The sequence below is a fragment of the Cyanobium sp. T1G-Tous genome, assembly GCF_024345455.1.
Classification (GTDB): Bacteria; Cyanobacteriota; Cyanobacteriia; order PCC-6307; family Cyanobiaceae; genus Cyanobium_A.
This window is the reverse complement of record NZ_JAGQBD010000002.1, coordinates 215,065-240,620: the sequence shown is the minus strand read 5'-3', so window position 1 is coordinate 240,620 and position 25,556 is coordinate 215,065. Positions and strand designations below refer to the sequence as shown.

Below are 25,556 nucleotides of genomic sequence, written 5' to 3'. Positions count from 1 at the left end.
AGCCAGATGATCCCGAAATGAGCCGATAGAGCCAACAATTTCCGGCCTCAGAGGCAAATCAAGGCCAAAGGCAGCTTTGCCCGGTCTCAAGAGGCACTTAACTCCCTGTTGCCCAGAGCTTCCCTAGAAGTCCAAAACTCTCATCGCATAACCATGCCGCCATCCACCTGCAGCACCTGGCCGGTGATGTAGGCAGCAGCCGGGTCGGCGGCCAGAAAGCGCACTGCACCGGCTACTTCGCTGGCGCTGCCCATCCTCCCCAGGGGAATCGCAGCCAGGATCGGTTCTTTGTCGAGTTCGGCGGTCATGTCGCTCTCGATGAATCCTGGGGCAACGGCATTGACCGTGACCCCCCGGGCTGCAAATTCAGCCGCATTGCTGCGGGTGAGGCCGATCACCCCGGCCTTGGCGGCGCTGTAGTTGGCCTGGCCTGGATTGCCCATCAGGGCCACCACTGAGGTGATGTTGATGATGCGGCCGCTGCGGGCCTTGAGCATGGCCCGGCTCACAGCGCGGGTGCACAGAAAAACGCCGGTGAGATTGAGGTTGATCACGCTCTGCCAGTCGGCGGTTTTCATCCGCATCAGCAGACCGTCGCGGGTGATGCCGGCGTTGTTAACCAACACGTCGAGCCGGCCGCCCTTATCAAGCACCGCTTTGACCATGGCGTCGACCTGCTCTTCATCGGCTACATCGGCCCGATGGCTCCAGGCTTCGCCCCCGGCAGCAGTGATCTCAGCCACGACCGCTTCGGCGGCGTCGGGGGAGCTGGCGTAATTCACCACTACTTGGGCGCCGGCGGCTGCCAGATCAAGGGCGATGGCGCGACCGATACCCCGGCTGGCTCCTGTAACCAGGGCCACTTGGCCGGCCAGGGGGGCTGGGCTGGACATCACGGCACTCGACATCGCGGCACTGGGGTTTGTGGCGCTGATCGTATGGCCTGACTATCCCCCGAAACCCAATTATCCCAGTCCCAGGGCGGCGAGCACCTCGGCGTCGCCAAGTTGGCTGAGGTTGGCGGCGCTGCCGAGGCCCTGCACCCCAGCACGGCTGGGCAGACTGGCGGGATCCCGGCCCAGGGCCACCAGCGGCAGGCCAAGCAGCAGGGCTAATTCGCTGGCTACGGGGTCGCTGGCTAGCACCACATCGGCACTGGCGATCTGGGCGGCGCGCTTACGCATATCTCCAGCCCCAGTGCCAGCTAGTGCTGGCACGGTCCGCAGGTTGGGCAGCTTGCAGCGGATCTTGGCGGGTAGGTCTTGCCATTGCTGGGCTGGCCAGTCGCCTCCAGCACCGGAGGGGGCCAGCAGCAGGGCCGGTCCATCGCCACTAGGTAGGGCCGCGCTGGCGGCCTCCAGGTCGGCAGGGGCGATTGGCAACCGGAAAGAATCAGCCTCGAGCCGCACCCCTATGGGCCGTAGGAAGGCTTCAAAGGCTTGGTTGGCCCAGCCGCCCTCGATGGGGGTGATCCGCTCGGTGGCGGAGAAGCCACCGCTGGCAACCCTGGTGGGAATGTGGCTCATCGACAGCATCAGATCCATCTGGCGGCTGGGGGCCAGGTTGAGGCTCACCTGAAAATCAGGCTCCCGCACCGAACCCATCAAGTTGGCCCAATCGGCCAGGGTTGCCTGCTCGTAGGTGAAGGGCATGGCCCGTTCCACGGCGGGATGCAGGGACCAAAGGGGCACAGCCGCTAACGGACACACCACCTGGACGTCGGCATGGAGTTGGTCGGCAACGGCGGCAACGGCGGCAAAACTCTGCAGCTGCTGGCTGCTGCCGCCCGAAATCAGAAACAGGGCGCGCATCGCAGACGACACAGGTTCGGCGGCCTGATTGTATGGATCAGATTCGGATTGACCCGTCTCGCGGGAGTCGCTTGTGCATTTGCTGATCGCCGCAGCCGGCAGCGGCCGCCGCATGGGGGCCACTGGCAACAAGCTGCTGTTGCCAGTGGCGGGGCGGTCGGTGCTGGCCTGGACCCTCGATGCGGCCCTCGCCTGCCCCGCCATTAGCTGGATCGGCATCGTGGGCCAGCCCGTTGATGCAGCCGCGATCGCGGTGATCGTGGCCGAGGCTCAGCCTGACCTGCCGGTGCAGTGGATTGAGGGTGGTGACACCCGTCAGGAGTCGGTGAGCCGGGGGCTGGCGGCCCTGCCGGCAGCTGCTGTTGGGGTGCTGATCCACGACGGGGCTCGCTGTCTTGTTGAGCCGGAGCTGCTGGCCCGCTGTGCCGCTGCGGTGCAGCAAGGCGCAGCTGTGATCGCCGCCACCCCCGTAACAGACACGATCAAGCAGGTGGATGGAGCTGGCACCATCACGGCCACCCCAGATCGCAGCTGGTTGTGGGCAGCCCAAACTCCTCAGGGTTTTCCGGTGCAGCAGCTGCGGGCTGCCCATGCAACTGCCACCGAGCAGGGCTGGAGCGTCACCGACGATGCGGCCCTGTTTGAGCGGCTGGGTTTGGCGGTGCAGGTGTTGGAGGCGCCTGCCTCCAACATCAAGCTCACCACCCCCTTCGATCTCACCGTGGCAGCGGCGGTCCTTGCTTCGCGCTGCTGATCCGCAGCTGGCCGCTGCTGCCATCGAGCTCGGCCCAGGCACCTAGGGGTAGGGCCGCATTGCCGGCCACATGACCCACGGGCAAGTTGCTCACCACCGGGATGCCGAGATCGCTCGTGCGCTCGCGTAGCACCTGCTCGAGGCTGAACCGATCTGCCTCGGCCGTGCTGTCATCGCAGTCAGTGAACTGACCCAGGCCTATGCCGGCCAGCTGCTGCAGCCCACCGCCCAGCCGCCAGTGAGTGAGCATGCGCTCGATTCGGTAAGGCGCTTCGCCCACGTCTTCGAGCACCAAGATGGTGCCGCGCAGATCCGGCATATACGGCGTACCCAGCAGGTGGGTGGCCACGGTGAGGTTGGCTGCCAACAGGGGGCCTGCGGCGCTGCCACCACACCAGCTCTCGCCCTGAAGGTCGCCCAGGGGTTCGCCAAACAACAGGGACCGCAGCCGCTCCTTGCTCCAGGCGGGTTCGGCGGCCAGGGTGGTGAGCAGCGGCCCGTGGATGGCTCCTCCCTGCCCCTGGGCTACTTGGGCCCAGAGCAGGGAGGTGACGTCGGAGAAACCAAGCAGCCAGCGAGCTGGCAGGGCCAGGGGGGCTTCTAGCAACCGGGCCGCACCCCAGCCACCCCGCACACAGGCCAGCAGTTCGGCGCCCCGCCTGGCGGCCGCTTCCAGGTCGCCGCGGCGCTGTTGGTCTTGACCGGCCAGATAGCCCCACTGGCGCCCGTGCAGCGGCGTGCGCTCCACCTCCAGCCCCCAGCTCTCGAGCACGGCAATGCCCGTCTCCAGGCGCGCCAAGGCGTCGTCGCCCAGCAGGGCTGAGCTTGCCGCCACCAGCTGAACCCGATCCCCTGGCCGCAGCGGTGAGGGCTGAGGTGTGACCTGGCTCATGGCAGTTGCCCCAGCACTAGGGCAAGCAGCAGCAGCCCTCCCAGCTGCACCTGGCGGCTGAAGTGGCGGCCGTAGGCGGAGCGGGGCAGATTGGGGTGGCGCAGCAGGGCGGCTTCGCGCTGCATGCCAGCTGCTGCCAGCAGACCCAACGGCCAGCTGATCCAGCCGCAGCCCTGCAGACCGGCGGCTAGCCCCAGGGCCAGGGCGGCCAGGCCGTAGCTGATCGCCACCGCCAGGGGGGCCCGGCTGCCCAGGCTGAGGGCACTGCTGCGCACGCCGATGGCCCGGTCGTCATCCCGGTCGGCCATGGCGTACACCGTGTCGAAGCCGAAGGTCCAAAGCAAGGTGGCCAGCCACACCAGGGCCAGGGGCCAGCCGCCGGCCAGGGAGCCGGTGGTAGCGGCCCAGGGGATCAGCACCGCAAAGCCCCAGCAAAGGGCCAGCACCAGTTGGGGGTAACCAAACCAGCGTTTAGCCGAGGGGTAGAGCAGCACTGGCGGCAGGGCCGCGATTGCCAGCAGCAGGCAGAGGTTGCGGCTGGCGGCGGGCAACCCCCACATCAGCACCAGCAGCACTGCCAAGGCGACAACCAGGCTGAGCAGCAGCAGGCCTATCGCCTCGCCAACGCCAACGCGGCCATCGGCTAGGGGACGGCTGCGGGTGCGCTCCACTAAGGGGTCAATGCGGCGGTCCCAGAGATCGTTGGCGATGCAGCCGGCCGCGCTCACCGCCAGTCCTCCCAGCACGATTAATCCCACTAACAGCGCCGCCGGTGGGGCGTTTGGGGTGAGCCAGAGGCTCCAGCCAGCTGGAATCAGCAGGATCAGGCGGCCACTGGGCTTGTGCCAGCGCACCAGCTCCAGCCAGACCCCCAGACGGGTGCCGCGCGTCGAGTTGGCCATGCCCCCTTTTCGTCGTGCCGCACCCTAGGTGTGCCGGTGGGATGGGCTGTGGGTGGCAAAGTAACGCCCCTGCGGCAGTTGCCGAGCTCGATGGTTCAGGCCCCCAACCTTCAGCAGGCCGGTCGCCGCCGGGTGGCTGCGATCGACATCGGCACCAACTCGATTCACCTGCTGGTGGCAGAGGTGGATCCGGAGCTGAGCAGTTTCAGTGTGGTGCTGGCTGAGAAGGCCACCACCCGGCTCGGTGAAAGGGATCCCCATAGCGGTGACCTCAGTGCCGAGGCGATCGAGCGGGCTTTCCGCACCCTGCGCCACGATCGTGATCTGGCCCTTAGCCATGGGGTGGAGCAGATCGTCACGGCTGCCACCAGCGCCGTGCGGGAGGCCCCCAACGGCCGGGATTTTTTGGTGGCGCTGCAGGAGCAACTGGGCCTGGAGGTGGATCTGGTTAGCGGGCCCGAGGAGGCGCGACTGATCTATTTGGGTGTGCTTTCGGGCATGGCTTTCGGCGACCAGCCCCACTTGATTATTGATATCGGTGGCGGCTCCACCGAATTGGTGCTGGCCGATGGCCGCGACGGCCGCTCCTTCAGCAGCACCCGCATTGGCGCGGTGCGCCTGCAGCGGGAGTTTTGTCAGCAGGACCCCCTCCCGGTTGAACGTCGCTCCTTCCTGCAGGCATATATCCAGGGGGCCCTCGACCCTGCCGTAGCTGAGGTGAAGGCGGCGCTGCGGCGGGGCGAACAGCCGCTGATGGTTGGCACCAGCGGCACGGCCATGGCCCTAGCGGCCCTGGCTGCTGCTGAAGATCCCAAGCCGCCGCTGAAGCTGCAGGGCTACCGGCTCAGCCGCGAGCGCATCGACCAGCTCACCGCCAGGCTCCTGGCTATGACGCCGGAGCAGCGCCGCGCCTTGCCCGCCATCAATGACCGTCGGGCCGAGATCATCGTGCCAGGCGCCCTGATTTTGCAGACGGCGATGGCGATGCTCGGCGTGCGGGAGCTGGTGGTTTGTGATCGGGCCCTGCGGGAGGGCCTGATCGTGGACTGGATGCTGCGCAACGGCCTGCTGGGAGATCGCTTCGCCTTCCAGAGCACTATTCGCCAGCGCACCGTGCTGCACCTGGCCCAGCGCTTTGGTGTTGATCGAGCCCGGGCCGATCGGGTGGCTTCCCACGCCCTCAGCCTCTACGACCAGTCGCGGGGGCTACTGCACCACGACGAGGGGCCGGGCCGGGAGCTGCTTTGGGCCGCCGCCCAGTTGCATACCTGTGGCAAGAGCATCAATATCTCCGCTTATCACAAGCACAGCTGGTATTTGATCCGCCACGGGGAGCTGCTGGGCTACTCCGAATCCGAGCACCTGATGGTGGCAGCGATTGGCCGCTATCACCGCCGCAGCCTGCCGAAGAAGCGCCATGAGTCGTGGCAGCTGATCGAAGACCGCGACCAGCGCCGCACCGTTACGGCGATGGCCTTGCTGTTGAGGTTGGCGGCGGCCCTAGATCGCCGGCCCGCTGCGGTGATTGCGACCCTGCAGGTGACATCAAGGCAAAATGCGGTTTGCGTTGATCTGGAGCCCCTGGCGGCCGCCCCTGGTGAGCCAGCTCCGGATCTCAGCTTGGAGCGCTGGAGCCTGCGATCCTGCGCCGAAGTGGTGCAGGAATCCTGCGGCCTTGGTCTCAGGGTGCCGGAGCCCTGAAGCTGCGCCAACGCACCTGATCAATGGGGCCCAGGGGTTGGGCAGCGCCGCCACCTATTTGGGTGCGCACTAGGTCGGGACGCCCTGCCAGCACCTCAAGCCCTGGGCCAAGGGGGAAGCGCCGCTCACCTGTGAAGGTGCCACGGAACAGAGTGGTGCCGTTTTTTGTTTTTACTTCGAGCCAGCTGGGCTGGCTGCTCGTCAGTTGCAACTGATCGGGCTCGACGCTGCCTTTGCCGCTTTCTCTATCTCTGCTCCTGTCTGCTGGGGGATTCCCCGTCAGCAGCTGGGGCTGGGCTTGCGGCTGGGTTGGGCGGGCCTGGTGACGCTGCCACTGCTGCCAGCCCGCGGCGCCAGCGGCGCTGAGGGCGACCAGGATTGCTGCTGTGATGACCAGTCGGCTGCTGGTTTGTGCCGGTCTGGTTGGAGCGCGCTGGGTCAGTTCGGCCACCTTGATCGGCTTGGCTTGAAACTGGCCGCTATCGCGCAGGGTTTGCAAGGGGCCATCGATGTTGATGGCCAGGCTGCTGGCGATTCTGCGGGCCTGGGCGATCACAAAAACCGGTTCTGGCAATCGACTGGCGTCGGCTTCTTCTAGGGCCTGAAGTTGTTCGACCCCCATGTTTAAACGGGCTGCCAGCACGGCCAGTGAGAGACCTTGGCCCTCCCGGGCCTGGCGCAGCGTTTGGCCGAGGCAGTGCAGGGCGGATAAGGCCTCGGGGTTGGGAGAATCCGACACCAAAAAAGCAATCTATGCAGGTTTGGACATTCTGCAGGCAAATTTGATGCGGTCCAGCCGTTGAAATGGGCGATACTGGATTCGAACCAGTGACCCCTTCCGTGTGAAGGAAGTGCGCTACCGCTGTGCTAATCGCCCGCACCCTCAGAGCTTAAAACACCACAGGCAGTCGATCGGTCACCATGGGCTAAGAGCCAGTCGCATTGCGTGAGCGCCAACCCCGAAGGAGCCGATCCCAAGCCAGCAACGGCCCCGGTGGACTTGATCCAGTCAGCCGACTTGAGCCAGCCAGTGGATGTTGATCAGCCAGTGGATGTTGGTCAGCCAGTGGATGTTGGTCAGCCAGTGGATGTTGGTCAGCCAGTGGACGTGTTGATCGTGGGAGGCGGGGTGTGCGGTACGGCCCTGCTGTTCGAACTGGCCCGCTACACCGATTTGGGCCGCATCCTGCTGGTGGAGCGCTACGACGCCCTGGCCCGGGTGAACTCCAAGGCCACCAACAACAGCCAGACGATTCACTGCGGCGACATTGAGACCAACTACACGCTCGAGAAGGCGGTGCGGGTGAAGCGCACCGCCGAGATGATCGTGAACTACGCCGAGCTGCTTGATCCAGCCAGCCGCGAGCGCTGCGTTTTTCGCACTCCCAAAATGGTGCTGGGGGTGGGCGAGCGCGAGTGCACCTTCCTGCGGGAGCGGTTTGAGCGCTTTTCACCCCACTTCCCGGCGATGGAGCTGCTCGAGAAGCCGCAGATTGCCGAGTGGGAGCCCCAAGTGGGACTGGTGCAGGGGGAGTTGCGCCCGGAGGAGCTGGTGGCGATCGGCATCCGCCGCACTTACACCGCCGTGGACTACGAGGAGCTCTCCGCCTCGTTCGTGGCCCAGGCGGAAGCGGCGGTGGCCCAGCCCAAGAAGGGCGTAGCCGGCAGCGAGCGCCAGCTCACGGTGCAGCTAGGCACCAGGGTGGTCGCGATTAAGCCGGAGGGCGACGGCTACCGGGTGGAACTGGCCCCCACCCCAGGCTGCTCCAGCGCCGCCGGGGAGGCTCCACGCTCGGTGCGGGCCCGGCATGTGGTGGTGAATGCCGGAGCCCACAGCCTGCTGATGGCCCAGCGCATGGGCTACGGCCTGGAGTATTCCTGCCTGCCGGTGGCCGGCAGCTTCTACTTCACGCCGGATTTGCTTCGGGGCAAGGTTTACACCGTGCAGAACGACAAGCTGCCCTTTGCCGCAATCCACGGCGACCCGGACGTGCGCGCCCCTGGTAAAACCCGTTTTGGCCCTACCGCCCTGCTGCTGCCGCTGCTGGAGCGCTACAAGCCCGCTTCGTTCTGGGAGTTTCTGAAGGTGCTGCGGCTCGATTGGGCCGTGTTGGCCGTGTTCTGGCAGCTCTTTCGCATCGCCGATATCCGCAATTACATCTTTAAAAATTTGCTATTCGAGGTGCCCTGGCTGAGGCGGCGATTGTTTTTGGCAGATGCTCGCAAGATCGTTCCCGACATGCGCCTCGAGGACCTCAGCTTCGCTGAGGGCTACGGCGGGGTGCGCCCCCAGCTGATCGATAAGGCCAACCGCAAGCTGATGCTCGGCGAAGCCAGTATCGCGGCCCGGCCTGGCCTTGTGTTCAACGTCACTCCTTCCCCTGGTGGCACCTGCTGCCTGGGTAATGCCGCCCGGGACCTGGAGGCGATCGTCGAGCGGTTGGGCTGTGGCTTCGATCGGCAGCGCTTGGCCCGGGAGCTTTACGGCGAGGCGGGCTGATGCCTTTGTCAGCTAGCGCCGCCGCGGAAAAGGTGATTGTGGCTAGCTGAGTAGAGGCGAGAACGGGCCTCAGCTGGCGCCGCCAGCGCCGGGCTCACCACGTAGAGGGTTGTGCGGATCAACTGCCGTTCCTGGCTCACCCGGGCCATATCGGCCAGGGGAACCACTTTTATCCATTGATCAGGCCAGCTCACCCGGTAGCCAATGGCTACGGGAGTGTCGGCGGGGTAGTGGCGCAGCAGCTCGGTTTGCACCTCTTCGACGTGGCGAGCACTGAGGTAGAGGCAAAGGGAAGCTCGCAGGGAGGCCAGCCGCTCCAGTGCCTCCCGCTCCGGCACGCCGGTGCGTCCGCCGGCGCGGCTCAGCACGATCGTCTGAACCAGGCCAGGGATGGTGAGCTCGCTCTGCAGGGCAGATGCGGTGGCCTGGTAAGCACTCAAGCCGGGCACCACTTCCACGCCGATACCGGCATCGGCTAGGCGGCAAATTTGCTCGGCGATGGCGCCATAGAGGCAGGGATCCCCATCGTGGAGCCGCACCACGGTTTTGCCGGCACGGGCCCGATCCAGCACCACCTCCATCACCTGCTCCAGAGTGAGGGTGCTGGTGCGCACCTGCTCACAGCTATCGGGCGCCAGGGCTGCGATCTGGGGATTGATTAGGGAGTCGGTCCACACCAACACCTCCGCCTGCTCCAGCAGGCGGGCGGCGCGCAGGGTCAGCAGGTCGGGTGCGCCGGGCCCGGCACCAACTATCCAGACAGGCTTGTTATTCAAGTGGGTACTCCACTGGGGTCGGGCAGGGGGCGGTGGCGGCGGTAGAGCCACCAGAGGCCAACGCCGCCAAGGGCAATCAAAAGCAGGCTGACCAGCTGAGCCATGCGCAGGCCGCCATCACAGAAGGGCGGCTCAGAAAGCAGGCAGAGGGGGTCGAGGCGCAGCCCTTCAATCCACACCCGGCCGCTGCTGTAGGCCATCAGATACACGCAGCTGAGTGCTCCAGGCAGCAGCTGAATGCGGCCGCTACTGGCGGCCCGAAATAGCACCAGCAGTAGGGCGCAAACTCCCAGATTCCAAAGGGATTCGTAGAGGAAGGTGGGGTGAAAGTAGAGCTGCTCAAAAAATTCAGCTGGACGGCTGGCCGCTGGGATCTGCAGTTTCCAGGGGAGATCCGTAGGCAAGCCGAAGGCCTCAGAATTAAAGAAATTTCCCCAGCGGCCAATCGCCTGGCCGAGGGCTACGGCGGGCATCAGCACGTCGAGCAGCTGCCAGAAGGGCTGCCGGCGCCAGCGGCAGTACAGCATCGTGGCCAGGGCGCCGCCCAGCAGGGCGCCGTGGATGGCGATGCCTCCGCGCCAGATGGCGATCGCATCAAGCCAGTTGCCGGAATACTGGCGCCACTCGAGCGCGACGTAGTAGATGCGGGCCCCGATCACGGCCCCCAACACCATCAGGGGCAGGAGATCGGCAATCAGGGATGGCTCAATGCCTCGAGCCCGGCCGAGCCGGGTGGCCAGGCTGAGGCCTAGCAACACGGCAACGGCGATGAGCAGGCCGTACCAGCGCAAGGCAAAGGGGCCCAGCTGGAAAACCAGGGGCCCCGGGGAGGTGAAGGTGGCAAGCACGCTGCTCAGATCAAGCCTTCAGCAGCCTGAACCTTTTCAACCTGGCGCTTCTTGAGCACCAGCAAGATCTGGGCCAGGGCGATTGCGGCAAAGAAAGCCAACAGACCGTAGATGCGTACAGGGTTTTGCAGCACCACCTCGGCATCAATCTGGCCGAAGCCACCCACATTGGGGTCGTTGGTGATCGGTGAACCGGCAACTACTGCATCACCAACAGCCGCCAAGACTGTGGGGCCAGCCGGCACGGTTTCAGTGGCTGTAGTGCCATCTGCGGCGGTGATCTCCACCAGAGAAGCGCCGTTATCACCGGCAGTGATTGCTGACACCGTCCCAGTTACGGGGGCGTTGAACACGCCGTTGTTGCTCTTCTCGCCGGTGGGATACACCTGGCCGCGGCCACGGTTGCCGCCCACATGCAGCTGGTATTTGCCGAAGTGGATGCTGCTGTCGGTGGCGGGATCAGGAGAAAGAATCGGGAAAACGATCTCTTGGTGCTCATCACCGGAGATCGGGCCCACCAACAAAATGTTGGGTTGGTCGTCGGAATACTGGGTGTAGTAGATGCCGGCTGTTTCCTCCTTCAGCTCATCGCTGAGACGGTCTTGCGGGGCAAGGGTGAAGCCATCGGGAAGCATCACCACGGCGCCGACGTTGAGACCGACGCGGCTGCCATCGCCGGCCACCTGCTGAACGCTGGCGTCGTAGGGGATTTCAACTACGGCCTTGAACACCGTGTCAGGGAAAATGGCCTGGGGCACTTCCACCCGGGTGGCCTTCTTGGCCAGGTGGCAGTTGGCGCAGACGATTTTGCCGGTGGCCTCCCGGGGGCTGGCGTAGTTCTGCTGGGCCCAGAAGGGATAGGCCCAGCTGGGGCTGGCGCCGGTCAAAAGCACGGCGAAGGCGATTAGGGAGCCGAGCAGCAGGGAAAGGGAACGACGCATCACGAGATCAGGCGACAGACAGGGAGAAGAAAAGCTGGATCGGGGTAATCAGGCCCACCAGGGCTTGTCGCCGGTGCGGAAGTCGGTTTCGCTCCACTGGCTAAGGAAGACGTTGTCGTTGTCTACAGAAACGTGAGCCAGGGCCAACGAGAGGGGCGCTGGACCGCGCACCACTTTGCCGGTGGCGTCGTACTGGGAGCCATGGCAGGGGCACATGAATTTATTGGCGCCGCTGTTCCAGGGCACTACGCAGCCCAGGTGGGTGCAGATGGCGTTGATGCCGTAGCTGCCGATGGCGTCATTGCCCTCAACGAGCAAGTAGGTGGGATCTCCCTTGAGGCCCTGCACCAGGCTGCGATCGCCCTCCTTGTGAGTGCTGAGCCAGCCGCTGGCAGTGACGCTGTTGCCGAGCTCGTCTTTAGCGGTGGTGCCGCCGCCGCCTCCTGCCGCCTTGGGGGGAATGAAATAACGAGCCACTGGATAAAGGGCACCCAGGGCCACACCGGTCACAGACCCGAAGGTCAGCAGGTTCATGAACTGCCGGCGGCCCATTCCGGGCACATCACCGTTGGAGGCGCTACTTGAAGCGCTCGCTGGCATCTGGGTCATGAAGACGCGCCGGGACAATGTGGCGCCCATTATGAACCTTGCCTGTGCGGCTCCGGGGCGGTGCAGCCGGCTCGCCCCTGGGCCTGCAACATGCTGTTGTGCAATCCGTCGCGTGAGCTTGGGCGTGTCCCTGCCCTCCAGTGCCCTCCCCCCACCTCCTGAGCCAGGTTCGCCCCTGTCTGCGCAGGAGGTTTGGGATTTGCTGCAAACCCGTTGGCAGGTTTCCTACGACCTGCAGCTGGTGCAGCGTCGCGGCCGTCTCTACCTACAGGTGATGTGGGCCTACTTAGAGCAGCAATCCTTTCCGCTCACGGAGGAGGGCTACCGCAGCAAGCTCGAGGAACTGGTGGGTTTGCTGAACGGCCTGGGGGTGGCTGATCAGGTGCGCAGCTGGCTTGGCACCACCTCCGATAAGCCGAGACAGGGAAAGGCCATGGGTCTGGCGTTGGAGATCCCGGCCGGCCGGGCCAGCGAATTTTTGCTCTAGGCAGGCCGCAGTCGTTCGGTGCAGGCCACCAGGCCAACGCCGATTAGGTAGAGGGCCGTGATCGCCCCGGAGAGCAGCAGCATCGTTACGGGGTCGGTGGAGGGGGTCAACACGGCTCCCGCCAGGGCACTTGCCAGTACCACCCAGCGCCAGCCTGCCAGCATGGGCTGGGCCTTCACCAGGCCAAGGGCGCCGAGCAACAACTGCAGCACTGGCAGTTGAAATGCCAGCGCGGTGGCCACCATCAGCAGCAGCACGAAGTCGAGGTAGCGCTCGATTGACCAGCTCGGTTCGACCACGTCGGCGCCGTAGCTCACCAGGAAGCGCAGGGCTGCGGGCACCAGCGCCCACCAGGCGAAGGCCAGCCCCGCCGCAAACAGCACCGCCGAGCCAGCTACCGCAGGGGCCACCAGCCGCCGCTCCCGCCGGGTAAGCCCGGGCAGCACGAACCCCAGACCCTCGTAGAGCACGTAGGGCAGGGCCAAGGTGAGCCCGGCGTAGCCCGCCACTTTGAACGACACAAACAAAAATTCGCCCGGCGCCAGCTGCAGAAAGCGGATGCCCTCCGCTGGCACTTCCAGCAGCCGCACCAATGGTTTAACGGCGACGAGGCAGGCTGCTGCCGCCACCACTACCGCCAGCAGGCTGCGCAGCACGCGGCGGCGTAGCTCCTCGAGATGCTCCACCAGGCTCATCTCCACCTCGGCTGGAAATTCTCCAGGCCCCGATTCGGGCGCGGCGAGGGGCTTGGCTGAGATTTCGGGTTCGGCGCTCATCGTTTCTGCTCCATCAGCAGGCTAAGAGCCCGCTGAGGTTCTCCCCACAGCACGGAGCCGCCACGATGGCGCACGGTACCGGGCGCTGCACCAGGAATGCGTTGTATCTCCTCGGTGGGCACCATCACCACCGGCACCCGCCGGTTGCCCCGGCCCCTGCTGTAGTGAGCGGCCAGATCGGCTGCGGCCTGCAGATCCGCATCGCTGGCCGGTCGCTCCGAGCTTTTCAGCACCACATGGCTGCCGGGCAGCTCCTGGGCGTGGAACCAGAGATCGCCGCGGCGCGCCTGGCGAAAGGCGATCCATTCGTTTTGGCGGTGGTTGCGGCCAATTTGTATGGGCAAACCTGAAGGTGTGTGCAGCTCCAGGGGCTGGGGCACCCCCTCGATCGCCCCAGACCGCCGGCTCTGGCGACCCCCGGCTGGCTTGCGCTGGCCGCGCTCAGCCAGCAGGGCTTCGAGCTCGGCAGCCAGGCTGCCCACCTGCTCGAGGCTGTCGGCCTGCTCCAGGTAAGTGAGGCTGGCTTCGAGGCTTGCTAACCGCTGCCTGTGCAGCTCCAGCCTGGGGGTGATTGCCGCCACCGAACGCCGCCGTTTGCGGGCGGTTTTGTAGAGCTTCTGGGCCTCTTCAATGCACTGGCGGCTCGGCTGGAGCTGGCTGAGCAGGGCATCGGCGCGGCGCTGCTGAGCTTCCCCTTCAGGCACCGCATCCAGCAGGGCTTGCTGCTCGCTGGCCTGGCGGCTTTCGCGCTCGACTGTGGCCTGCAAGCGGTGCTGCAGCTGCTGGCGCTGCTGCACAAGCACCTGGGCGCCGAGGTGCTCGCTGAAATAGGCGGCTATGCCTTGATTGATTGCCAGGGCTGGATTTGCGGTAGGGGTATCGCCGCTGGATCCAGCCCAGCAGCGGTAGCCGGCCGGTTCGAGCTGCCAGCTGAATCGCCCCATCTGCACGGCTTCAAGCCACTGGTGCCAGCTCTGCCACAACTGCTGCCATTGCTCTGGACTGATGCTGTCCACGGCCAGTTCGCCCCAGCCGCTGGGGAGTAGCTGGCGCAGTAAGGCCGGACTAATGCCCTGGTAGGCATCACGCAGGGCCTGCTGCAGGGGCAGGGGCACGAGGCGCAGACGGCGCTGCCAGCTCCCAAAGCTCTCCTCCAGCCGCGGCGGCTCGCCCGCCAGGGGCGGGGGCGGCTGGTAAGGGTCGCCGGTGCCGATCGGCCGTAGGCGTGATTGCTGGGGTTTCACCTGGCGGGCTAGGGCCACTACCTGGCGGTCGGCGTCGAGCAGCAGCAGGTTGCTGTGGCGGCCCATCAACTCCACCACCAGCCAGCGCAGCACTGGCTCACCGGGACGCCTGGCGAAGCCAAGCTCCACCACCCGCTCCCAGCCCTGCTGCTGGATTTCTATCAGGGCCAGACCCTTGAGCCCGTGCTGCAGCTGCTGGGCCAGGGTGCTGCCATCCCCTTGCCGGGGTGGCGGCGGGATTGTGTGCAGCCGAGCCGCTTCCGCCTGCCAGCTGAGCTCGAGCCAGTGGCTACCGCTAAGGCTGCGCAGGCCGATCTGCAGGGCCTGGGAGCTGGCCTGCTGGGCCTTTTCAAAGCGACTTGGCAGCAGTAGCGGCCGCCACTCGGCCAGCACCGCCCTCAGGGTCGTGACGTCTACTGCCTGCAGGCGTGAGGGTGCCTGAAGGCGGGAGGGAGCCATGGCTTGGCAGGGGGACACGGCTTGGCAGGGGGGACACGGGGGCCGGCTTCTACTCTGCAGGCCAGAGCTGTCGCCCGCCATGAGCGCCTTGCCCGGCCGTCTCACCTTGATCACCGGACCTAGTGGAGTCGGCAAGGGCACCTTGGTGCAGCGACTGCTGCTACTTCATCCAGAGATCTGGCTATCGATCTCAGCCACCACCCGCGCCCCCCGCGCCGGTGAGCTGGATGGCCAGCACTACTTCTTTCTGACTCGCGACGCCTTTGAAGGCCAGGTGGCTGAGGGCGGGTTTCTGGAGTGGGCCGAATTTGCCGGCAACCTCTACGGCACCCCCCGCCAACCGGTGCAGGCCCAGCTAGCTGCAGGAAGGCCCGTTCTGCTTGAGATCGAGCTGGAGGGGGCACGCCAGGTGCGCCAAAGCTTTGCCGAGGCTTTCCAGATTTTTGTCGAACCCCCCAGTTTTGAGGAGCTTGAGCGGCGTATCCGCGGCCGCGGCACCGACAGCGAGGAGGCGATTGGCCGGCGGCTGGAGCGGGCCAAGGTGGAGCTGGCCGCGGCGCCAGAATTTGACGCGGTGCTTGTCAACGGCGAACTTGAACAGGCGTTAGCTGAGCTTGAGCAGCTGCTGAGCTAGGCCAGCTGGGCACGGGCAAAAAAAACGGCCCCGAGGGGGCCGCCGCTGATCAGAAATGGCTGATCTGAGGGGGCTGATCAGAGGGGAAGGAACAGCAAGTCGGGGAAGAAATGGTTGAACTCGATCATTATTAAGGCGGTAACGCCGAACCAAATGGCAGCAAATACCGGAGCGGTGGTGAGGAACTTTTTCATGATGAAAAATTTAGAGATACGTCTTGGACTTGAAGGGCTAAGAACCCCTTAGCGGGGCGAAACTGCTCAGCGAGGAGAAACAGTGACCTTGTCGTCGGATTCGAGCAGCTTGCCGCTGGTGAGCTCGCCGAAGGCTGCCAGGGGCCAGGTGGCTGCTGCCAGGGTGCTCTTAATAGCCAGGGGCAGATCAATCTGGATCTCCTTCATGGTGGCGTCCTTGTCGCCGCGGATGGCGCGCAGGTAGTTGCGACCAGCCCAGCCAATGCAGCCAGCTATGTAAAGGAAGGCGATACCGGGGAGCATGAAATCACCGGCATGGTTCCAGCGTCCATCCACGATCAGGTGGGGTAGGCCATCGGTGCCGCATACGGACTGGCTGTACATCGCGAAACGCGCCTTGGCCTGATCGGTTTTGGCGGTAGCAGCGCGCTGCTGGAAGCGGGCGCTCTCGGAGCAGGGGGTCAGTCCTGCCACGTCAGCCTTGGCCGCAGGGGCGAAGCCGAGCAACAGGAAGGCGGAGAGCAGAACCGCGAAGAGTCGGCGGGAGAAAAGACGGCGCATCGGACGCAAGGCCGCGGGGCAGGATGACACTTCTGGACAGTACGGGAGCTGTTGAAGTCCAATGCCTTTGGTTCTTGCCCTCGAAACAAGTTGTGACGAGTCGGCGGCAGCGATTGTGCGTGATCAGACGGTGCTCGCCAGTGCCGTGGCCTCCCAGGTCGAGGAGCACGCCCGCTGGGGTGGCGTGGTGCCGGAAATCGCCTCGCGGCGTCACGTCGAGGCCCTGCCCCAGCTGATTGAGCAGGTGTGCCGAGATAGCGGCGTGACCATGGCCGAGCTCGATGGCATCGCCGCCACCGCCGCGCCGGGCCTGGTGGGGGCCCTGCTGGTGGCATCGGTCACGGGCCGCACCCTGGCGAGGCTGCATGGCAAGCCCTTTGTGGCTGTTCATCACCTTGAAGGTCATCTCTGCTCGGTGCAGCTGGGCGAGCCCCTGCCGCCCGGTCCCTACCTGGTGCTGCTGGTGAGCGGCGGCCATACCGAGTTGCTGCGGGTCGACGGGCCTGGCCGCTATGTCCGCTTGGGCCGCAGCCACGACGATGCCGCGGGCGAAGCCTTCGACAAGGTCTCCCGCCTGCTCGGGCTCGGATACCCGGGTGGACCGGCGATTGAGGCGGCAGGGCAAAACGGCGACCCCCTTCGCTTTGCCCTGCCCAAGGGCCGGGTGTCGCGGCCGGAGGGTGGCTTTTATCCCTACGACTTCAGTTTCAGCGGCCTCAAGACGGCGATGCTGCGCCAGGTGCGCGCTTTGGAGGCTGAGCACCAGGCGGGCGGCGAGCCGCTACCGCTGGCTGATCTAGCGGCCAGCTTTGAGCAGGTGGTGGCCCAGGTGTTGGTAGAGCGCAGTTGCCGCTGCGCCCGTGAGCAGGGCCTGGGCACGCTGGTGCTGGTGGGTGGCGTGGCCGCCAATCGGCGGCTGCGGCAGCTGTTGGAGCAGCGCTGCGGGCTTGATGGCCTGGCCTGGAGGGTGGCTCCGCTGGCCTACTGCACCGATAACGCCGCCATGATCGGTGTGGCTGCGGCCCAGCGCCTGGCCGGCGGCCAGAGCAGCTGTTTCGACTTGGGCGTGGCTGCCCGGCTGCCCCTGGAGCAAGCCGGCTTGCTTTACGAATCACAACCGTGCTTTTAATCGTCGTAAACTGAAATTCCTCCGGTATTGGTGCGGCCCGATGACCACCCTCAACCGCGAGCGCGAGCTGCAAGACACCGTCGATATTGATCAGGTGCCAGACGGGTTTGAGCCGGTGAGTGCCACCGAGCTCAATGCCTGGCGCCGCGGTTTCACCCCCCAAGCCGAGATCTGGAACGGCCGGCTGGCAATGGTGGGCCTGTCTGTGGGCTTGTCGGTGCTGCTAGTGGCCCGCCTAGCGAGCCACTAGCAACCCTTGCCGCATCCCTGGGTTGGCTAGCTCCGACCGCGAAGAGCTTGGGCCAGTTCGTTGGGCTTGAGGCTTTGGGCTAATGCGTCCTCTGGTGCAACCCGGTTGGCTTCCACCAATTGCTGCAAGGCCTGATTAGCGGTTTGCATGCCATCGAAAGCGCTGCGCTTCATGATCTCCTCGATCTCGTCGAGTTCGCCAAGCTGGATGTAATCCTTGCAGGCGTCGGTGTTGATCAAAATGTCGTGATAAGCGGCACGTTTGCCGTCGGTTGTTTTAAGCAGTCCCTGGGCTATCACGCCGAGCAGTGATTCTGAAACCGCACGCCGAACACTGTCCTGTTCGCTGGGGGGGTACATGCCCAGCACCCGTTCTACGGTTTTGACGGCGGAGTTTGTGTGCAAGGTGCCAAACACCAAGTGACCTGTCTGGGAGGCCTCGATCGCTGTGGCCAGGGTCTCTTGATCGCGTATTTCCCCAATCAGGATTACATCTGGATCCTCCCGAAGCGCTGCCCGCAGGGCGTTGTGGAACACCTTGGTGTGCTGACCCACCTCCCGGTGCCTAATCAACGACTGGCGGCTTTCGTGTACGAATTCGACCGGATCTTCGATGGTGAGAATATGGCGGCACATGTTGCGATTGATCCAGTCGATCATCGCGGCCAGGGTGGTGCTCTTGCCGGAGCCGGTGGGGCCCGTAACCAGGATCATTCCCTTGGGCCGGGCCGCCAGCTCCTTGAGCACTGACGGCAGGTTGAGATCTTCCATGGTGGCGATCTTTTGGGGGATCAGCCGCAGCACCATCGCCGGCCCCCGCAACGAATCCAACAGGTTGATTCGCACTCGCACAAAGGAAAAGGCGTGGGAGCCGTCGAATTCCTTGTCGCGTTGGAAGCCGTCGATTTCGGCGGGGCTGAGCATCTCTCTCATCCAGCCGCTGAAGGTGGCCGCATCAGTCACGGGCCATCCGGTGCCAGCCATCTCCCCCCGGGCCCGGAAGCGGGGTTCCTCTCCGACTCCCAGATGTACATCCGAGTAGCCCTTCTCGTTGGCGATGCGCACGATGCCTTCGAGGCTGTCGGGCTGGCTGCCGTTATCTACCCGGGTGGGGGCAGTTCCACTGTCTGCGGTGGGGGCCGGGGGCGCCGCTGCTGGAGCTGGGGGTGCGGCGGCTGGCGGTGCTGCGGCAGGGGGGAAAGGTGACGGGGGAAAGGGAGACGGAGGAAAGGGTGAAGTCGTCATCTGCTGCGGTCACCGGTATCTGCCCAGCTTCGCTGCTGCAGCGGCTCCTGTCAGCCCCGGACCCTTTGCTGATGACCTTCGTAGGATCAATCGGTCTGCAGCGCCTCGGTGTCCAAGCCCCTTGTCACGATCGTGCTGGGCACTCGTCCGGAGGCCATCAAGCTGGCACCGGTGATCCGGGCCTTTCAGAAGGCCGACGATTTCCGCACTCGGGTTGTGCTCACCGGCCAACACCGCGAAATGGTGAGCCAGGTAATGGGTCTGTTTGGCCTGACGGCCGACCACGATCTGGCCCTGATGGCTCCCAAGCAGACCCTCACCCACATCACCTGCGGCGCGCTGCAGGGGCTGAAGCAGGAATTTGGCGAGCATCGGCCCGATCTGGTGCTGGTGCAGGGCGACACCACCACCGCCTTCGCTTCGGCCCTGGCGGCCTTCTACGAGCAGATTCCGGTGGGCCATGTGGAGGCCGGGCTGCGCACCGACAACCTGCTCGATCCCTTCCCGGAGGAGGCCAACCGGCGCCTGATCTCCCAGCTGGCCCAGCTGCACTTCGCCCCCACGGCCCTCTCGGCTGCTAATTGCCGGGCATCAGGGGTGGTGGGCACGGTGCTGACCACCGGCAACACGGTGATCGACGCCCTGCTGTTGATGGCCGAGCAGGCGCCTCCCTACACCCTGCCCGGCCTCGATTTTGAGACGCAGCGGGTGATTCTGGCCACGGTGCACCGGCGTGAAAATTGGGGTGAGCGCCTACAGGACATAGGCCGCGGCTTCCGTGAGCTGCTCGAGCTCTATCCCGATACGTCCCTGCTGCTGCCCTTGCATCGCAATCCCACCGTGCGAGAGCCCCTGCAAGCCCTGCTCGGAGACCACCCCCGCGCCTTCCTGGTTGAACCCCTCGATTACGACCAGCTGGTGGCGGCGATGCGCGGCGCCACCTTGGTGCTGAGCGATTCGGGCGGTCTGCAGGAGGAGGCGCCATCGCTGGGTAAGCCGGTGCTGGTGCTGCGCCGCACCACGGAGCGCCCTGAGGCTGTGGAGGCAGGCACGGCCAAGCTGATCGGCACCGATAGTGCCGGCATCGTGGCCGAGGCAAGCCGTCTGCTGGATGATTCGGCGGCTTATGAGGCCATGGCCCGGGCCCACAATCCATTTGGCGACGGCCAGGCTTCAGGGCGGATCGTGGAGGCTGCGCGCACTTTCCTGGCTGGCTAAGCCTTGGGACCTGAGGTTCAGGGGCGCTTCTTGGCCCAGGGGGGCAGGTCGATGAACACCCGGGTGCCGCTTTTGAGCCCGGAGAGAATTTGGGTGTCCTTGCCGCTGCTGATGCCGAGCTCCACCGGCTGGAAGGTGGGCTGGTTTTTCGTGCCCACCAGCAGCACGCCTGGCCGCCCCGCCTCGGTGACGATCGCCACGGTGGGCACCAGCGTGTCGGCCCGCACCTGACCTGTCTGGAAGCCGACGTCGGCAGTCATGCCGATGCGCAGCTGGGGGGGCTCGCCAACCAAGCGCAGCACCACATCGAAGGAGGTGACGTTGTTGATCTTCACGGCCCGGGGGGTGACGCGCTTGACCCGTGCTTCAAAGCTTTTATCGGGAAAGGCATCCACCCGCACCGTGGCGCTCTGGCCTAGCTGCACACGGCCAATGTCGCTTTCCGGCACCTTGGCCACCACCTCCAGCCCCTGGGCTAGCTCCACAATCGAGGAGCTGGTTGCACCGGCGGTGGCCGAGGCGGTGGTGGTGGGTGTCACAAAGGCGCCAGGATCGGCGAAGCGCTGGGTCACCACCCCATCGAACGGCGCCCGCACCACCAGATCGGCTTGCTCCACCTGGCGGGCGGTCAACCGCTGGCTGGCGGCCTGTTCAGCCGCCTGGTCCACCAGGAAGGTGCTGCGCACGCTGTTGAAGTCGCTAAGGCTGATGGCGTTCTGGCGGTAGAGGCGCTCGTTGCGCTCCAGCTCGCTGCGGCTGCGGGCCAGCTGGGCCTGGGCTGAGCGCAATTGGGCCCGCAGCTCGGCGAGCCGCTCGTCGAGGTCGCCTCGATCCATGCGAGCTAGGGCCTGGCCGCGGTCTACCGGGTCTCCCTCCTCCACGTAGAGCGCCTCGATCACCCCCTGCCGTTTGGGGCTGACGTTTACGCGCTTTTCGGCCTCGAGTTCGCCGCTGGCACTCACCACCCCTGGCAGGTCGCCCGCAGCTGCAACAACGGTGTACAGCTCGAGATTGGCCCGGCTGGTGCCGCGCTGTCGCTGCACTAGGCCGATGCCAGCTACGAGCACAAGCCCTGCGGCGGCCGCGGCCCAAAGGCGCCGACGCTGCCAGGGCCGGCGCGGCGAGCTGGAAATCGCCGGCACTGAAGTGGGGGTGGAAATTGGGCTGGGGGCAGAGATCCCCATTTTCGCTGCTGGCGCCTCGACCTGCGGCCCGTAGATTTCGTTGATGCTTAAAGCCGGAATCGTCGGTCTGCCCAACGTCGGCAAATCGACCCTGTTCAATGCCCTGGTCGCCAACGCTCAGGCCGAAGCCGCCAACTACCCCTTCTGCACGATTGAGCCGAATTCCGGTGTGGTCTCCGTGCCAGACCCCCGGCTTGACCAGCTAGCTGCGCTCAGCTCCAGCAAGGAGATCATTGCCACCCGGGTTGAGTTTGTCGATATCGCCGGGCTGGTGAAGGGGGCCAGCCAGGGAGAGGGTCTTGGCAACAAGTTTCTGGCCAACATCCGCGAGGTGGACGCAATCGTGCACGTGGTGCGCTGCTTCGAAAATGACGACGTGATCCATGTGAGTGGCTCGGTTGGGCCGGCCCGCGACGCGGAGGTGATCAACCTCGAGCTGGGCCTGGCCGATCTCTCCCAAGTGGAGAAGCGCCGCGAGCGGCTCAAGAAGCAGGTGCGCACCAGCAAGGAGGCCCAGCTTGAAGATGCCGTCCTCGAGCGCATCCAGGTAGAGCTGGAGGCCGGCGGTGCCGCCCGCAATGTGGCCCTCAGCGATGAGGAGGCCCCGTTGCTCAAGCCCCTGGGGCTGCTCACCGCCAAGCCGATCATCTATGCCACCAATGTCAGCGAAGACGATCTGGCCAGTGGCAACGCCTACTGCGAGGAGGTGGCAGCGCTGGCCCTGAAGGAAGGGGCGGGCACGGTGCGCATCTCGGCCCAGGTGGAGGCTGAATTGATTGAGCTTCCCGAGGAGGATCGCACCGAATTCCTGGCGGGTCTCGGCGTAGGGGAGGGCGGCCTGCAGAGCCTGATCCGCGCCACCTACGACCTGCTGGGGCTGCGCACCTATTTCACTACCGGCGAGAAGGAAACCCGCGCCTGGACCATCCAGGCCGGCATGACCGCCCCCCAGGCCGCTGGCGTGATTCACACCGACTTCGAGCGCGGCTTCATCCGCGCCCAGACGATCGGCTACAAACAGCTGCTCGAGGCGGGTTCGCTGGTGGAAGCTCGCACCAAGGGCTGGCTGCGGGCTGAAGGCAAGGAGTACGTGGTGGCTGAGGGCGACGTGATGGAGTTTCTGTTCAACGTGTGAGCTCGGGGGCCGTTCACCAAGCCTGAACCTGCTTCAAAATGGATTTGCTGAGAGACACGCCATGACTACCCCCCAACCAACCAACCCTCAGCCCGAAGAAGCCGTGGACGTTGGCCATCCCCACGATTTTGAGGTGCAGAAGGAGCTGCACCAAAAGATCCGCAACGATCCCGACTACGACGACTGGGAATACGGCACCGAGCCCCTGCCCCACGAGGCCTGGGTGGCTAAGCAGGCATCCGCGCGCGAGCAACCGCCGGCCTCGGCTTGAAGCATGGCCCCCCTCTGAATCCGTACAACTCCTGCAACTTGCACAGCCTGTACAGATTTCGGATAGGGGTTTCAGATTTTGGACCGGGTTTCAGCTCAACTGGTCCGATCCAAAATCCGCAGCTGGCTTCGGCCTGAGCCGCTTTACCAGGTTGAGGCCTGCCAGGCATAGCAGGGTCATGCCGATCCAGAAGCCACCGGCGTGGCTCTGGGCATCGAGGGCTACACCCGCCAGCAATGGAGCACCTAGGGCGCTCAGGGCAAAACATTGGGAAAAAAGAGCCATGGCCAAGCCCTGGTGCTCCTTCGGGCTGAGCTCGATCACCGCTGCGGTGGCAATCGGCAGGAAAGCAGCTGCCCCTAGGGCCAGGGGCAGCTGGGCCAGCAGCACCAGCCAAAGCCCTTGGCTGCTCAGGGCCGAAAAGGCCAGCAGCACCGTGCCCATCGCAAAGCAGGTCAGGCTCAGCCCTAGCCCGTGCGCTATTGGACGCTTTGCCAGGGCCTGACCCACCGGCCACTGGATCAGCACCAGCACGCCCAGCTGCAGACCAACCAGCAGCGCCCCCAGGCTTTCGGGCATGGCCGCTCGCTCCAGGCCGCCGCGCACCAGATCCAGGGGCAGGGCGCTCTGCATCAGTGCCGGCAGCGAGGTGGCCAGCAGGCTGATCGCTAGTAGTGGCAGCAGTGGCGGCAACCATTGGCGCCAGGGGGTGTGGTCGGCTGGATCGAAGCTGGCAGGGCTAGTCCGCTGCAGGGGCTGCCTTAGCAGCAGCGCTACCACCACCAGCAGACAGATGATGTCGATCAGGTAGATGCCCCGCAGCCGGCCGGCTGCGGCCAGTAGCGCCCCGAGCAGGGCTCCAGCCGCAATCCCAGCCGCATCGGCGCTGCGCACCAATGCATAGCCCCGGGCGGTGGGGATCGGGGCAGGCCCCATGCGGCAGCCCAGGGGCACCGCCAGCTCAACCGCCGGCCAGTAGAGGCCGGCAGCGATGCCAATCAGCAATTGCCCCTGCACGTAGCCCGGGAAGCTAGCCGTGCCGAGCAGCCGCAGATCCCCCAGCAGGGCCGCCAGGGCAGCCAGTAGCACCGGTATCGAGCAGGCCAGGCCCCGATCCAGCAGCATGCCGCTTAAAAAACGACCCGCCGTGCCCGCCAGCGCCGCCAGCGCCAAGCCCTGGGTAACCGCCTGGGCGCTGAAGGCAGCCTGGTGGAACACGATCGGCGTTAGATAAAGCACCCCACCGGCTCCAAACGAAGCCACCAGTCGCACTAAGGCCACCTGGCGCAGCGCCGCCGGAAACTGGGCCAGCCAGCCGGACTGCGGCGGACTGGCGGAACGGAAGGGGCGCAAACGGGCCGTTAGCTAGGTGAGGGGAGTCTGGCGCCGCTTAGCGGCCCTGGAGCGAGAGAATAGACGTCCCCGCCTTTGGCCTTGGCTCGCCGCTCTTTGCGCCTTTGGTGTTGCTTTACCGGAGCCCTGGCCATGGGCTGCATGCCGGCTCGGGCTGCCGAGGAGTTGGTGCTGCAACTTGATGGCCTGGCGCTGCCCATCGACCTGGTGGCCCTGGAGTCCTGGACTCGCCAGCCCCAGCAGGCAGGTAACGACCTGAAAGCGTGGCTCAATCTGCTGGATGCCCAGAGTCGCCGCGACCTGGTCCGCTTGCTGCAGGCGCCGCTGCTGAGGGATCGCAGCTTTGGGCTGCAGCTGCTCAACAGCTGGACCGGAGAGCAGATGCTTAAGGAGGCCGGCAGCCTGCTCACCACCGGCCCTGCTGGCCGCAGCACGGCACCGCTGCTGCTCAGCAGCCTGCGTCAGTTGCTGGAGCGGCAGAGCAGCGTCTCCGCCTTGGAGCTGCTGAGGGCCCTGCCTGTGGCCAGCGTCACCCTGCGCCTCGATGGGGCGTTGCAGCTGGCTGGACAGTGGCGCAGCCAGCTGCAGCGGCAAAACACTGCCCTTGAGCGATTGCGCCAGCTGCCCCTGCCCCGGCGTAGCTCCAGTCCTTTGGGGTTCACTAGCGCCGTGCGGCGCCAGCCCCAGCGCCTGCAGTTGCCGGTGCCCCATCGGGTGGCGCCCCTGCCGCTGGAGCTATGGCCTGCCCAGCAGGCCCGCCGTGGCCCTTGGCTGCTGCTGATGCCCGGCCTGGGCGGCAGCGCCGACCAGCTCAGTTGGTTGGCGGCGGCACTGTCCGATCGGGGTTGGCCCGTGTTGGTGGTGGTCCATCCCGGCAGCGACCAACAGGCACTCCAGGCGTCGCTGCTTGGTGATGCCCCACCGCCCGGGGCCGAAACCTTGCCCCAGCGCCTGGCAGATCTGCAGGCCGTGCTCGAGGCCCAGCGGGAGGGCCAGCTGCCCTCTTTAGGCCCGGCGCCGGCGGGGGAGCAGGGCGTGGTGCTGGGGGGGCACTCACTTGGTGGCCTGGCTGCGCTGATGGGGGCTGGCCTGGTGCCGGAGCGGGGACTGGGTCGCCGTTGTGAGCTGGCCCTGGCGTCCTTGCCGCTTACCAACCTGTCGCGGCTGCTCCAGTGCCAGCTGCCTCGGATCACCGGTGATGGCGACGCCAGCGCAGGCCCCTTGCGGCCCCAGGCCACCCCCTTGCTGGGAGTGGTTGCCTTCAATGGTTTCGGCAGCCTGCTTTGGCCCCACCGCGGCCTGCAAGATCTCAACGTGCCGGTGTTGCTGGTGGGCGGCAGTCTCGATCTGGTGACCCCTCCGGTGCAGGAGCAGCTGGCCGTGTTTGCTGGTGCCACCCATTCCCGCAGCCGGCTGGTGCTGGTTGAAGGTGCCAGCCATTTCTCACCGGTGCGTATCGACAACCGGGGCGAAGCGTTGTTTCGACTCGGTGAGGAGCTGGTGGGCATCGAGCCCCTGAAGGTGCAGGCGCTGCTGCTCAACGTCACCAGCGAGTTTCTGCAGGGCTTTGAGCACCCATTGCTGCTTACCCCCCAACGCCGCGACCAGGACGGCGTCCGGGCCTACGTGCTCGATCGCAACCAGGCTCGCCGCTGGCAGGGGTTGCTGCCACCGGAGTGAGTT

The 25,556-nt window shown here is 65.6% G+C and carries 27 protein-coding genes and 1 tRNA gene; 11 read left to right on the top strand and 17 right to left on the bottom strand.

Going from position 1 to position 25,556, the window contains the following annotated elements; all coding sequences use genetic code 11:
- Nucleotides 1-140: 140 nt before the first annotated feature.
- Together fabG and KBY75_RS02720 are read right to left on the bottom strand one after the other, a co-directional pair.
- Entirely contained in the window at nt 141-893 is a 753-nt protein-coding gene (gene fabG / locus KBY75_RS02725; RefSeq protein WP_254935946.1) for a 3-oxoacyl-[acyl-carrier-protein] reductase, read from the bottom strand.
- A 72-nt stretch (nt 894-965) separates the two neighbouring features.
- The gene (locus tag KBY75_RS02720) at nt 966-1,811 is read right to left on the bottom strand and encodes a lipopolysaccharide heptosyltransferase family protein (RefSeq protein ID WP_255022856.1); all 846 of its coding nucleotides are present in this window, start codon (nt 1,809-1,811) and stop codon (nt 966-968) included.
- A gap of 73 nt (nt 1,812-1,884) precedes the next feature.
- Between KBY75_RS02720 and ispD the strand changes: the two genes are divergently transcribed.
- Complete coding sequence (gene ispD, locus KBY75_RS02715; RefSeq protein WP_255022855.1) at nt 1,885-2,565, top strand: 2-C-methyl-D-erythritol 4-phosphate cytidylyltransferase; 681 nt, start codon at nt 1,885-1,887, stop codon at nt 2,563-2,565.
- On the opposite strand, the gene KBY75_RS02710 is transcribed toward ispD, so the two are convergent.
- Both KBY75_RS02710 and KBY75_RS02705 read right to left on the bottom strand, forming a co-directional pair.
- Nucleotides 2,528-3,457: an LD-carboxypeptidase gene (locus tag KBY75_RS02710; protein ID WP_254935949.1), complete on the bottom strand. Its 930-nt coding sequence runs from the start codon at nt 3,455-3,457 to the stop codon at nt 2,528-2,530. The genes ispD and KBY75_RS02710 overlap by 38 nt on opposite strands.
- Nucleotides 3,454-4,359, bottom strand: coding sequence for a 4-hydroxybenzoate polyprenyltransferase (locus KBY75_RS02705; protein ID WP_254935950.1), 906 nt, complete (start codon nt 4,357-4,359; stop codon nt 3,454-3,456). Before KBY75_RS02705 ends, KBY75_RS02710 begins: the two co-directional genes overlap by 4 nt.
- Before the next feature lie 90 nt (nt 4,360-4,449).
- Here KBY75_RS02705 and KBY75_RS02700 point away from each other — a divergent pair, with 90 nt between their 5' ends.
- Entirely contained in the window at nt 4,450-6,060 is a 1,611-nt protein-coding gene (locus KBY75_RS02700) for a Ppx/GppA phosphatase family protein (protein WP_255022867.1), read from the top strand.
- Here KBY75_RS02700 and KBY75_RS02695 read toward each other — a convergent pair.
- Nucleotides 6,041-6,799, bottom strand: a complete 759-nt coding sequence (locus KBY75_RS02695; RefSeq protein WP_255022854.1) for a helix-turn-helix domain-containing protein — start codon at nt 6,797-6,799, stop codon at nt 6,041-6,043. The two genes, KBY75_RS02700 and KBY75_RS02695, sit on opposite strands and share 20 nt — an antisense overlap.
- A gap of 66 nt (nt 6,800-6,865) precedes the next feature.
- Nucleotides 6,866-6,937: transfer RNA gene (locus KBY75_RS02690), tRNA-Val, on the bottom strand.
- A gap of 69 nt (nt 6,938-7,006) precedes the next feature.
- On the opposite strand from KBY75_RS02690, the gene KBY75_RS02685 reads away from it, so the two are divergent.
- Nucleotides 7,007-8,560: an FAD-dependent oxidoreductase gene (locus KBY75_RS02685; protein ID WP_255022853.1), complete on the top strand. Its 1,554-nt coding sequence runs from the start codon at nt 7,007-7,009 to the stop codon at nt 8,558-8,560.
- An 8-nt stretch (nt 8,561-8,568) separates the two neighbouring features.
- Here KBY75_RS02685 and cobM read toward each other — a convergent pair whose 3' ends face one another.
- The 4 genes from cobM to petC are packed head-to-tail and all read right to left on the bottom strand — an operon-like array spanning nt 8,569 to nt 11,734.
- Complete coding sequence (gene cobM / locus KBY75_RS02680) at nt 8,569-9,336, bottom strand: precorrin-4 C(11)-methyltransferase (protein ID WP_255022852.1); 768 nt, start codon at nt 9,334-9,336, stop codon at nt 8,569-8,571.
- Nucleotides 9,333-10,193 carry a prolipoprotein diacylglyceryl transferase gene (lgt, locus tag KBY75_RS02675; protein ID WP_254936217.1) on the bottom strand — a complete coding sequence of 287 codons (861 nt, stop codon included), beginning with the start codon at nt 10,191-10,193 and terminating at the stop codon, nt 9,333-9,335. Before lgt ends, cobM begins: the two co-directional genes overlap by 4 nt.
- Nucleotides 10,190-11,125 carry a cytochrome f gene (gene petA, locus KBY75_RS02670; protein WP_255022851.1) on the bottom strand — a complete coding sequence of 312 codons (936 nt, stop codon included), beginning with the start codon at nt 11,123-11,125 and terminating at the stop codon, nt 10,190-10,192. Before petA ends, lgt begins: the two co-directional genes overlap by 4 nt.
- Before the next feature lie 48 nt (nt 11,126-11,173).
- Nucleotides 11,174-11,734, bottom strand: coding sequence for a cytochrome b6-f complex iron-sulfur subunit (petC, locus tag KBY75_RS02665; RefSeq protein ID WP_254936218.1), 561 nt, complete (start codon nt 11,732-11,734; stop codon nt 11,174-11,176).
- Nucleotides 11,735-11,864: 130 nt separating this feature from the next.
- Between petC and KBY75_RS02660 the strand changes: the two genes are divergently transcribed.
- Nucleotides 11,865-12,221 (top strand): DUF3067 family protein, encoded by a 357-nt coding sequence (locus KBY75_RS02660; protein WP_261347177.1) that lies wholly within the window; start codon nt 11,865-11,867, stop codon nt 12,219-12,221.
- Here KBY75_RS02660 and tatC read toward each other — a convergent pair.
- Together tatC and KBY75_RS02650 are read right to left on the bottom strand one after the other, a co-directional pair.
- A complete protein-coding gene (gene tatC / locus KBY75_RS02655; RefSeq protein WP_255022850.1) occupies nt 12,218-12,997 on the bottom strand; it encodes a twin-arginine translocase subunit TatC in 780 nt (259 codons plus the stop codon). The genes KBY75_RS02660 and tatC overlap by 4 nt on opposite strands.
- A complete protein-coding gene (locus KBY75_RS02650; protein WP_255022849.1) occupies nt 12,994-14,700 on the bottom strand; it encodes an NFACT family protein in 1,707 nt (568 codons plus the stop codon). Before KBY75_RS02650 ends, tatC begins: the two co-directional genes overlap by 4 nt.
- A 79-nt stretch (nt 14,701-14,779) precedes the next feature.
- Here KBY75_RS02650 and gmk point away from each other — a divergent pair, with 79 nt between their 5' ends.
- Nucleotides 14,780-15,334 (top strand): guanylate kinase, encoded by a 555-nt coding sequence (gene gmk, locus KBY75_RS02645; protein ID WP_254935958.1) that lies wholly within the window; start codon nt 14,780-14,782, stop codon nt 15,332-15,334.
- 77 nt (nt 15,335-15,411) lie between these two features.
- Here gmk and KBY75_RS02640 read toward each other — a convergent pair whose 3' ends face one another.
- On the bottom strand, nt 15,412-15,528 hold the full coding sequence (locus tag KBY75_RS02640; RefSeq protein ID WP_254935959.1) for a Photosystem I reaction center subunit IX: 117 nt from the start codon (nt 15,526-15,528) through the stop codon (nt 15,412-15,414).
- 66 nt (nt 15,529-15,594) lie between these two features.
- The gene (locus KBY75_RS02635) at nt 15,595-16,089 is read right to left on the bottom strand and encodes a Photosystem I reaction center subunit III (RefSeq protein ID WP_254936219.1); all 495 of its coding nucleotides are present in this window, start codon (nt 16,087-16,089) and stop codon (nt 15,595-15,597) included.
- Between the two features lie 61 nt (nt 16,090-16,150).
- Between KBY75_RS02635 and tsaD the strand changes: the two genes are divergently transcribed.
- Together tsaD and KBY75_RS02625 are read left to right on the top strand one after the other, a co-directional pair.
- On the top strand, nt 16,151-17,218 hold the full coding sequence (tsaD, locus tag KBY75_RS02630) for a tRNA (adenosine(37)-N6)-threonylcarbamoyltransferase complex transferase subunit TsaD (protein ID WP_255022848.1): 1,068 nt from the start codon (nt 16,151-16,153) through the stop codon (nt 17,216-17,218).
- A gap of 40 nt (nt 17,219-17,258) precedes the next feature.
- Complete coding sequence (locus KBY75_RS02625) at nt 17,259-17,468, top strand: chlorophyll a/b-binding protein (protein ID WP_255022847.1); 210 nt, start codon at nt 17,259-17,261, stop codon at nt 17,466-17,468.
- Nucleotides 17,469-17,494: 26 nt separating this feature from the next.
- On the opposite strand, the gene KBY75_RS02620 is transcribed toward KBY75_RS02625, so the two are convergent.
- Nucleotides 17,495-18,712 carry a type IV pilus twitching motility protein PilT gene (locus KBY75_RS02620; RefSeq protein WP_255022846.1) on the bottom strand — a complete coding sequence of 406 codons (1,218 nt, stop codon included), beginning with the start codon at nt 18,710-18,712 and terminating at the stop codon, nt 17,495-17,497.
- Between the two features lie 108 nt (nt 18,713-18,820).
- Between KBY75_RS02620 and wecB the strand changes: the two genes are divergently transcribed.
- Complete coding sequence (gene wecB, locus KBY75_RS02615; RefSeq protein ID WP_255022845.1) at nt 18,821-19,930, top strand: non-hydrolyzing UDP-N-acetylglucosamine 2-epimerase; 1,110 nt, start codon at nt 18,821-18,823, stop codon at nt 19,928-19,930.
- Nucleotides 19,931-19,947: 17 nt separating this feature from the next.
- Here wecB and KBY75_RS02610 read toward each other — a convergent pair whose 3' ends face one another.
- Nucleotides 19,948-21,114 (bottom strand): efflux RND transporter periplasmic adaptor subunit, encoded by a 1,167-nt coding sequence (locus tag KBY75_RS02610; protein ID WP_255022844.1) that lies wholly within the window; start codon nt 21,112-21,114, stop codon nt 19,948-19,950.
- Between the two features lie 43 nt (nt 21,115-21,157).
- On the opposite strand from KBY75_RS02610, the gene ychF reads away from it, so the two are divergent.
- Entirely contained in the window at nt 21,158-22,249 is a 1,092-nt protein-coding gene (gene ychF, locus KBY75_RS02605) for a redox-regulated ATPase YchF (protein ID WP_255022843.1), read from the top strand.
- A 61-nt stretch (nt 22,250-22,310) separates the two neighbouring features.
- A complete protein-coding gene (locus KBY75_RS02600; RefSeq protein ID WP_254935966.1) occupies nt 22,311-22,520 on the top strand; it encodes a hypothetical protein in 210 nt (69 codons plus the stop codon).
- A gap of 90 nt (nt 22,521-22,610) precedes the next feature.
- On the opposite strand, the gene KBY75_RS02595 is transcribed toward KBY75_RS02600, so the two are convergent.
- Nucleotides 22,611-23,873, bottom strand: a complete 1,263-nt coding sequence (locus KBY75_RS02595; protein WP_255022842.1) for an MFS transporter — start codon at nt 23,871-23,873, stop codon at nt 22,611-22,613.
- A gap of 81 nt (nt 23,874-23,954) precedes the next feature.
- On the opposite strand from KBY75_RS02595, the gene KBY75_RS02590 reads away from it, so the two are divergent.
- The gene (locus KBY75_RS02590) at nt 23,955-25,553 is read left to right on the top strand and encodes an alpha/beta hydrolase (protein WP_255022841.1); all 1,599 of its coding nucleotides are present in this window, start codon (nt 23,955-23,957) and stop codon (nt 25,551-25,553) included.
- The last annotated feature ends 3 nt before the right edge of the window (nt 25,554-25,556 follow it).

Coding starts and splice junctions, on each gene's coding strand:
- gmk (WP_254935958.1), top strand. CDS start 14,780: ATGAGCGCCTTGCCCGGCCGTCTCACCTTGATCACCGGACCTAGTGGA.
- petC (WP_254936218.1), bottom strand. CDS start 11,734: ATGACCCAGATGCCAGCGAGCGCTTCAAGTAGCGCCTCCAACGGTGAT.
- fabG (WP_254935946.1), bottom strand. CDS start 893: ATGTCCAGCCCAGCCCCCCTGGCCGGCCAAGTGGCCCTGGTTACAGGA.
- petA (WP_255022851.1), bottom strand. CDS start 11,125: ATGCGTCGTTCCCTTTCCCTGCTGCTCGGCTCCCTAATCGCCTTCGCC.
- ychF (WP_255022843.1), top strand. CDS start 21,158: ATGCTTAAAGCCGGAATCGTCGGTCTGCCCAACGTCGGCAAATCGACC.
- KBY75_RS02705 (WP_254935950.1), bottom strand. CDS start 4,359: ATGGCCAACTCGACGCGCGGCACCCGTCTGGGGGTCTGGCTGGAGCTG.
- KBY75_RS02635 (WP_254936219.1), bottom strand. CDS start 16,089: ATGCGCCGTCTTTTCTCCCGCCGACTCTTCGCGGTTCTGCTCTCCGCC.
- KBY75_RS02700 (WP_255022867.1), top strand. CDS start 4,450: ATGGTTCAGGCCCCCAACCTTCAGCAGGCCGGTCGCCGCCGGGTGGCT.
- KBY75_RS02600 (WP_254935966.1), top strand. CDS start 22,311: ATGACTACCCCCCAACCAACCAACCCTCAGCCCGAAGAAGCCGTGGAC.
- KBY75_RS02650 (WP_255022849.1), bottom strand. CDS start 14,700: ATGGCTCCCTCCCGCCTTCAGGCACCCTCACGCCTGCAGGCAGTAGAC.
- tsaD (WP_255022848.1), top strand. CDS start 16,151: ATGCCTTTGGTTCTTGCCCTCGAAACAAGTTGTGACGAGTCGGCGGCA.
- KBY75_RS02720 (WP_255022856.1), bottom strand. CDS start 1,811: ATGCGCGCCCTGTTTCTGATTTCGGGCGGCAGCAGCCAGCAGCTGCAG.
- KBY75_RS02610 (WP_255022844.1), bottom strand. CDS start 21,114: ATGGGGATCTCTGCCCCCAGCCCAATTTCCACCCCCACTTCAGTGCCG.
- KBY75_RS02640 (WP_254935959.1), bottom strand. CDS start 15,528: ATGAAAAAGTTCCTCACCACCGCTCCGGTATTTGCTGCCATTTGGTTC.
- tatC (WP_255022850.1), bottom strand. CDS start 12,997: ATGAGCGCCGAACCCGAAATCTCAGCCAAGCCCCTCGCCGCGCCCGAA.
- KBY75_RS02710 (WP_254935949.1), bottom strand. CDS start 3,457: ATGAGCCAGGTCACACCTCAGCCCTCACCGCTGCGGCCAGGGGATCGG.
- KBY75_RS02625 (WP_255022847.1), top strand. CDS start 17,259: ATGACCACCCTCAACCGCGAGCGCGAGCTGCAAGACACCGTCGATATT.
- KBY75_RS02620 (WP_255022846.1), bottom strand. CDS start 18,712: ATGACGACTTCACCCTTTCCTCCGTCTCCCTTTCCCCCGTCACCTTTC.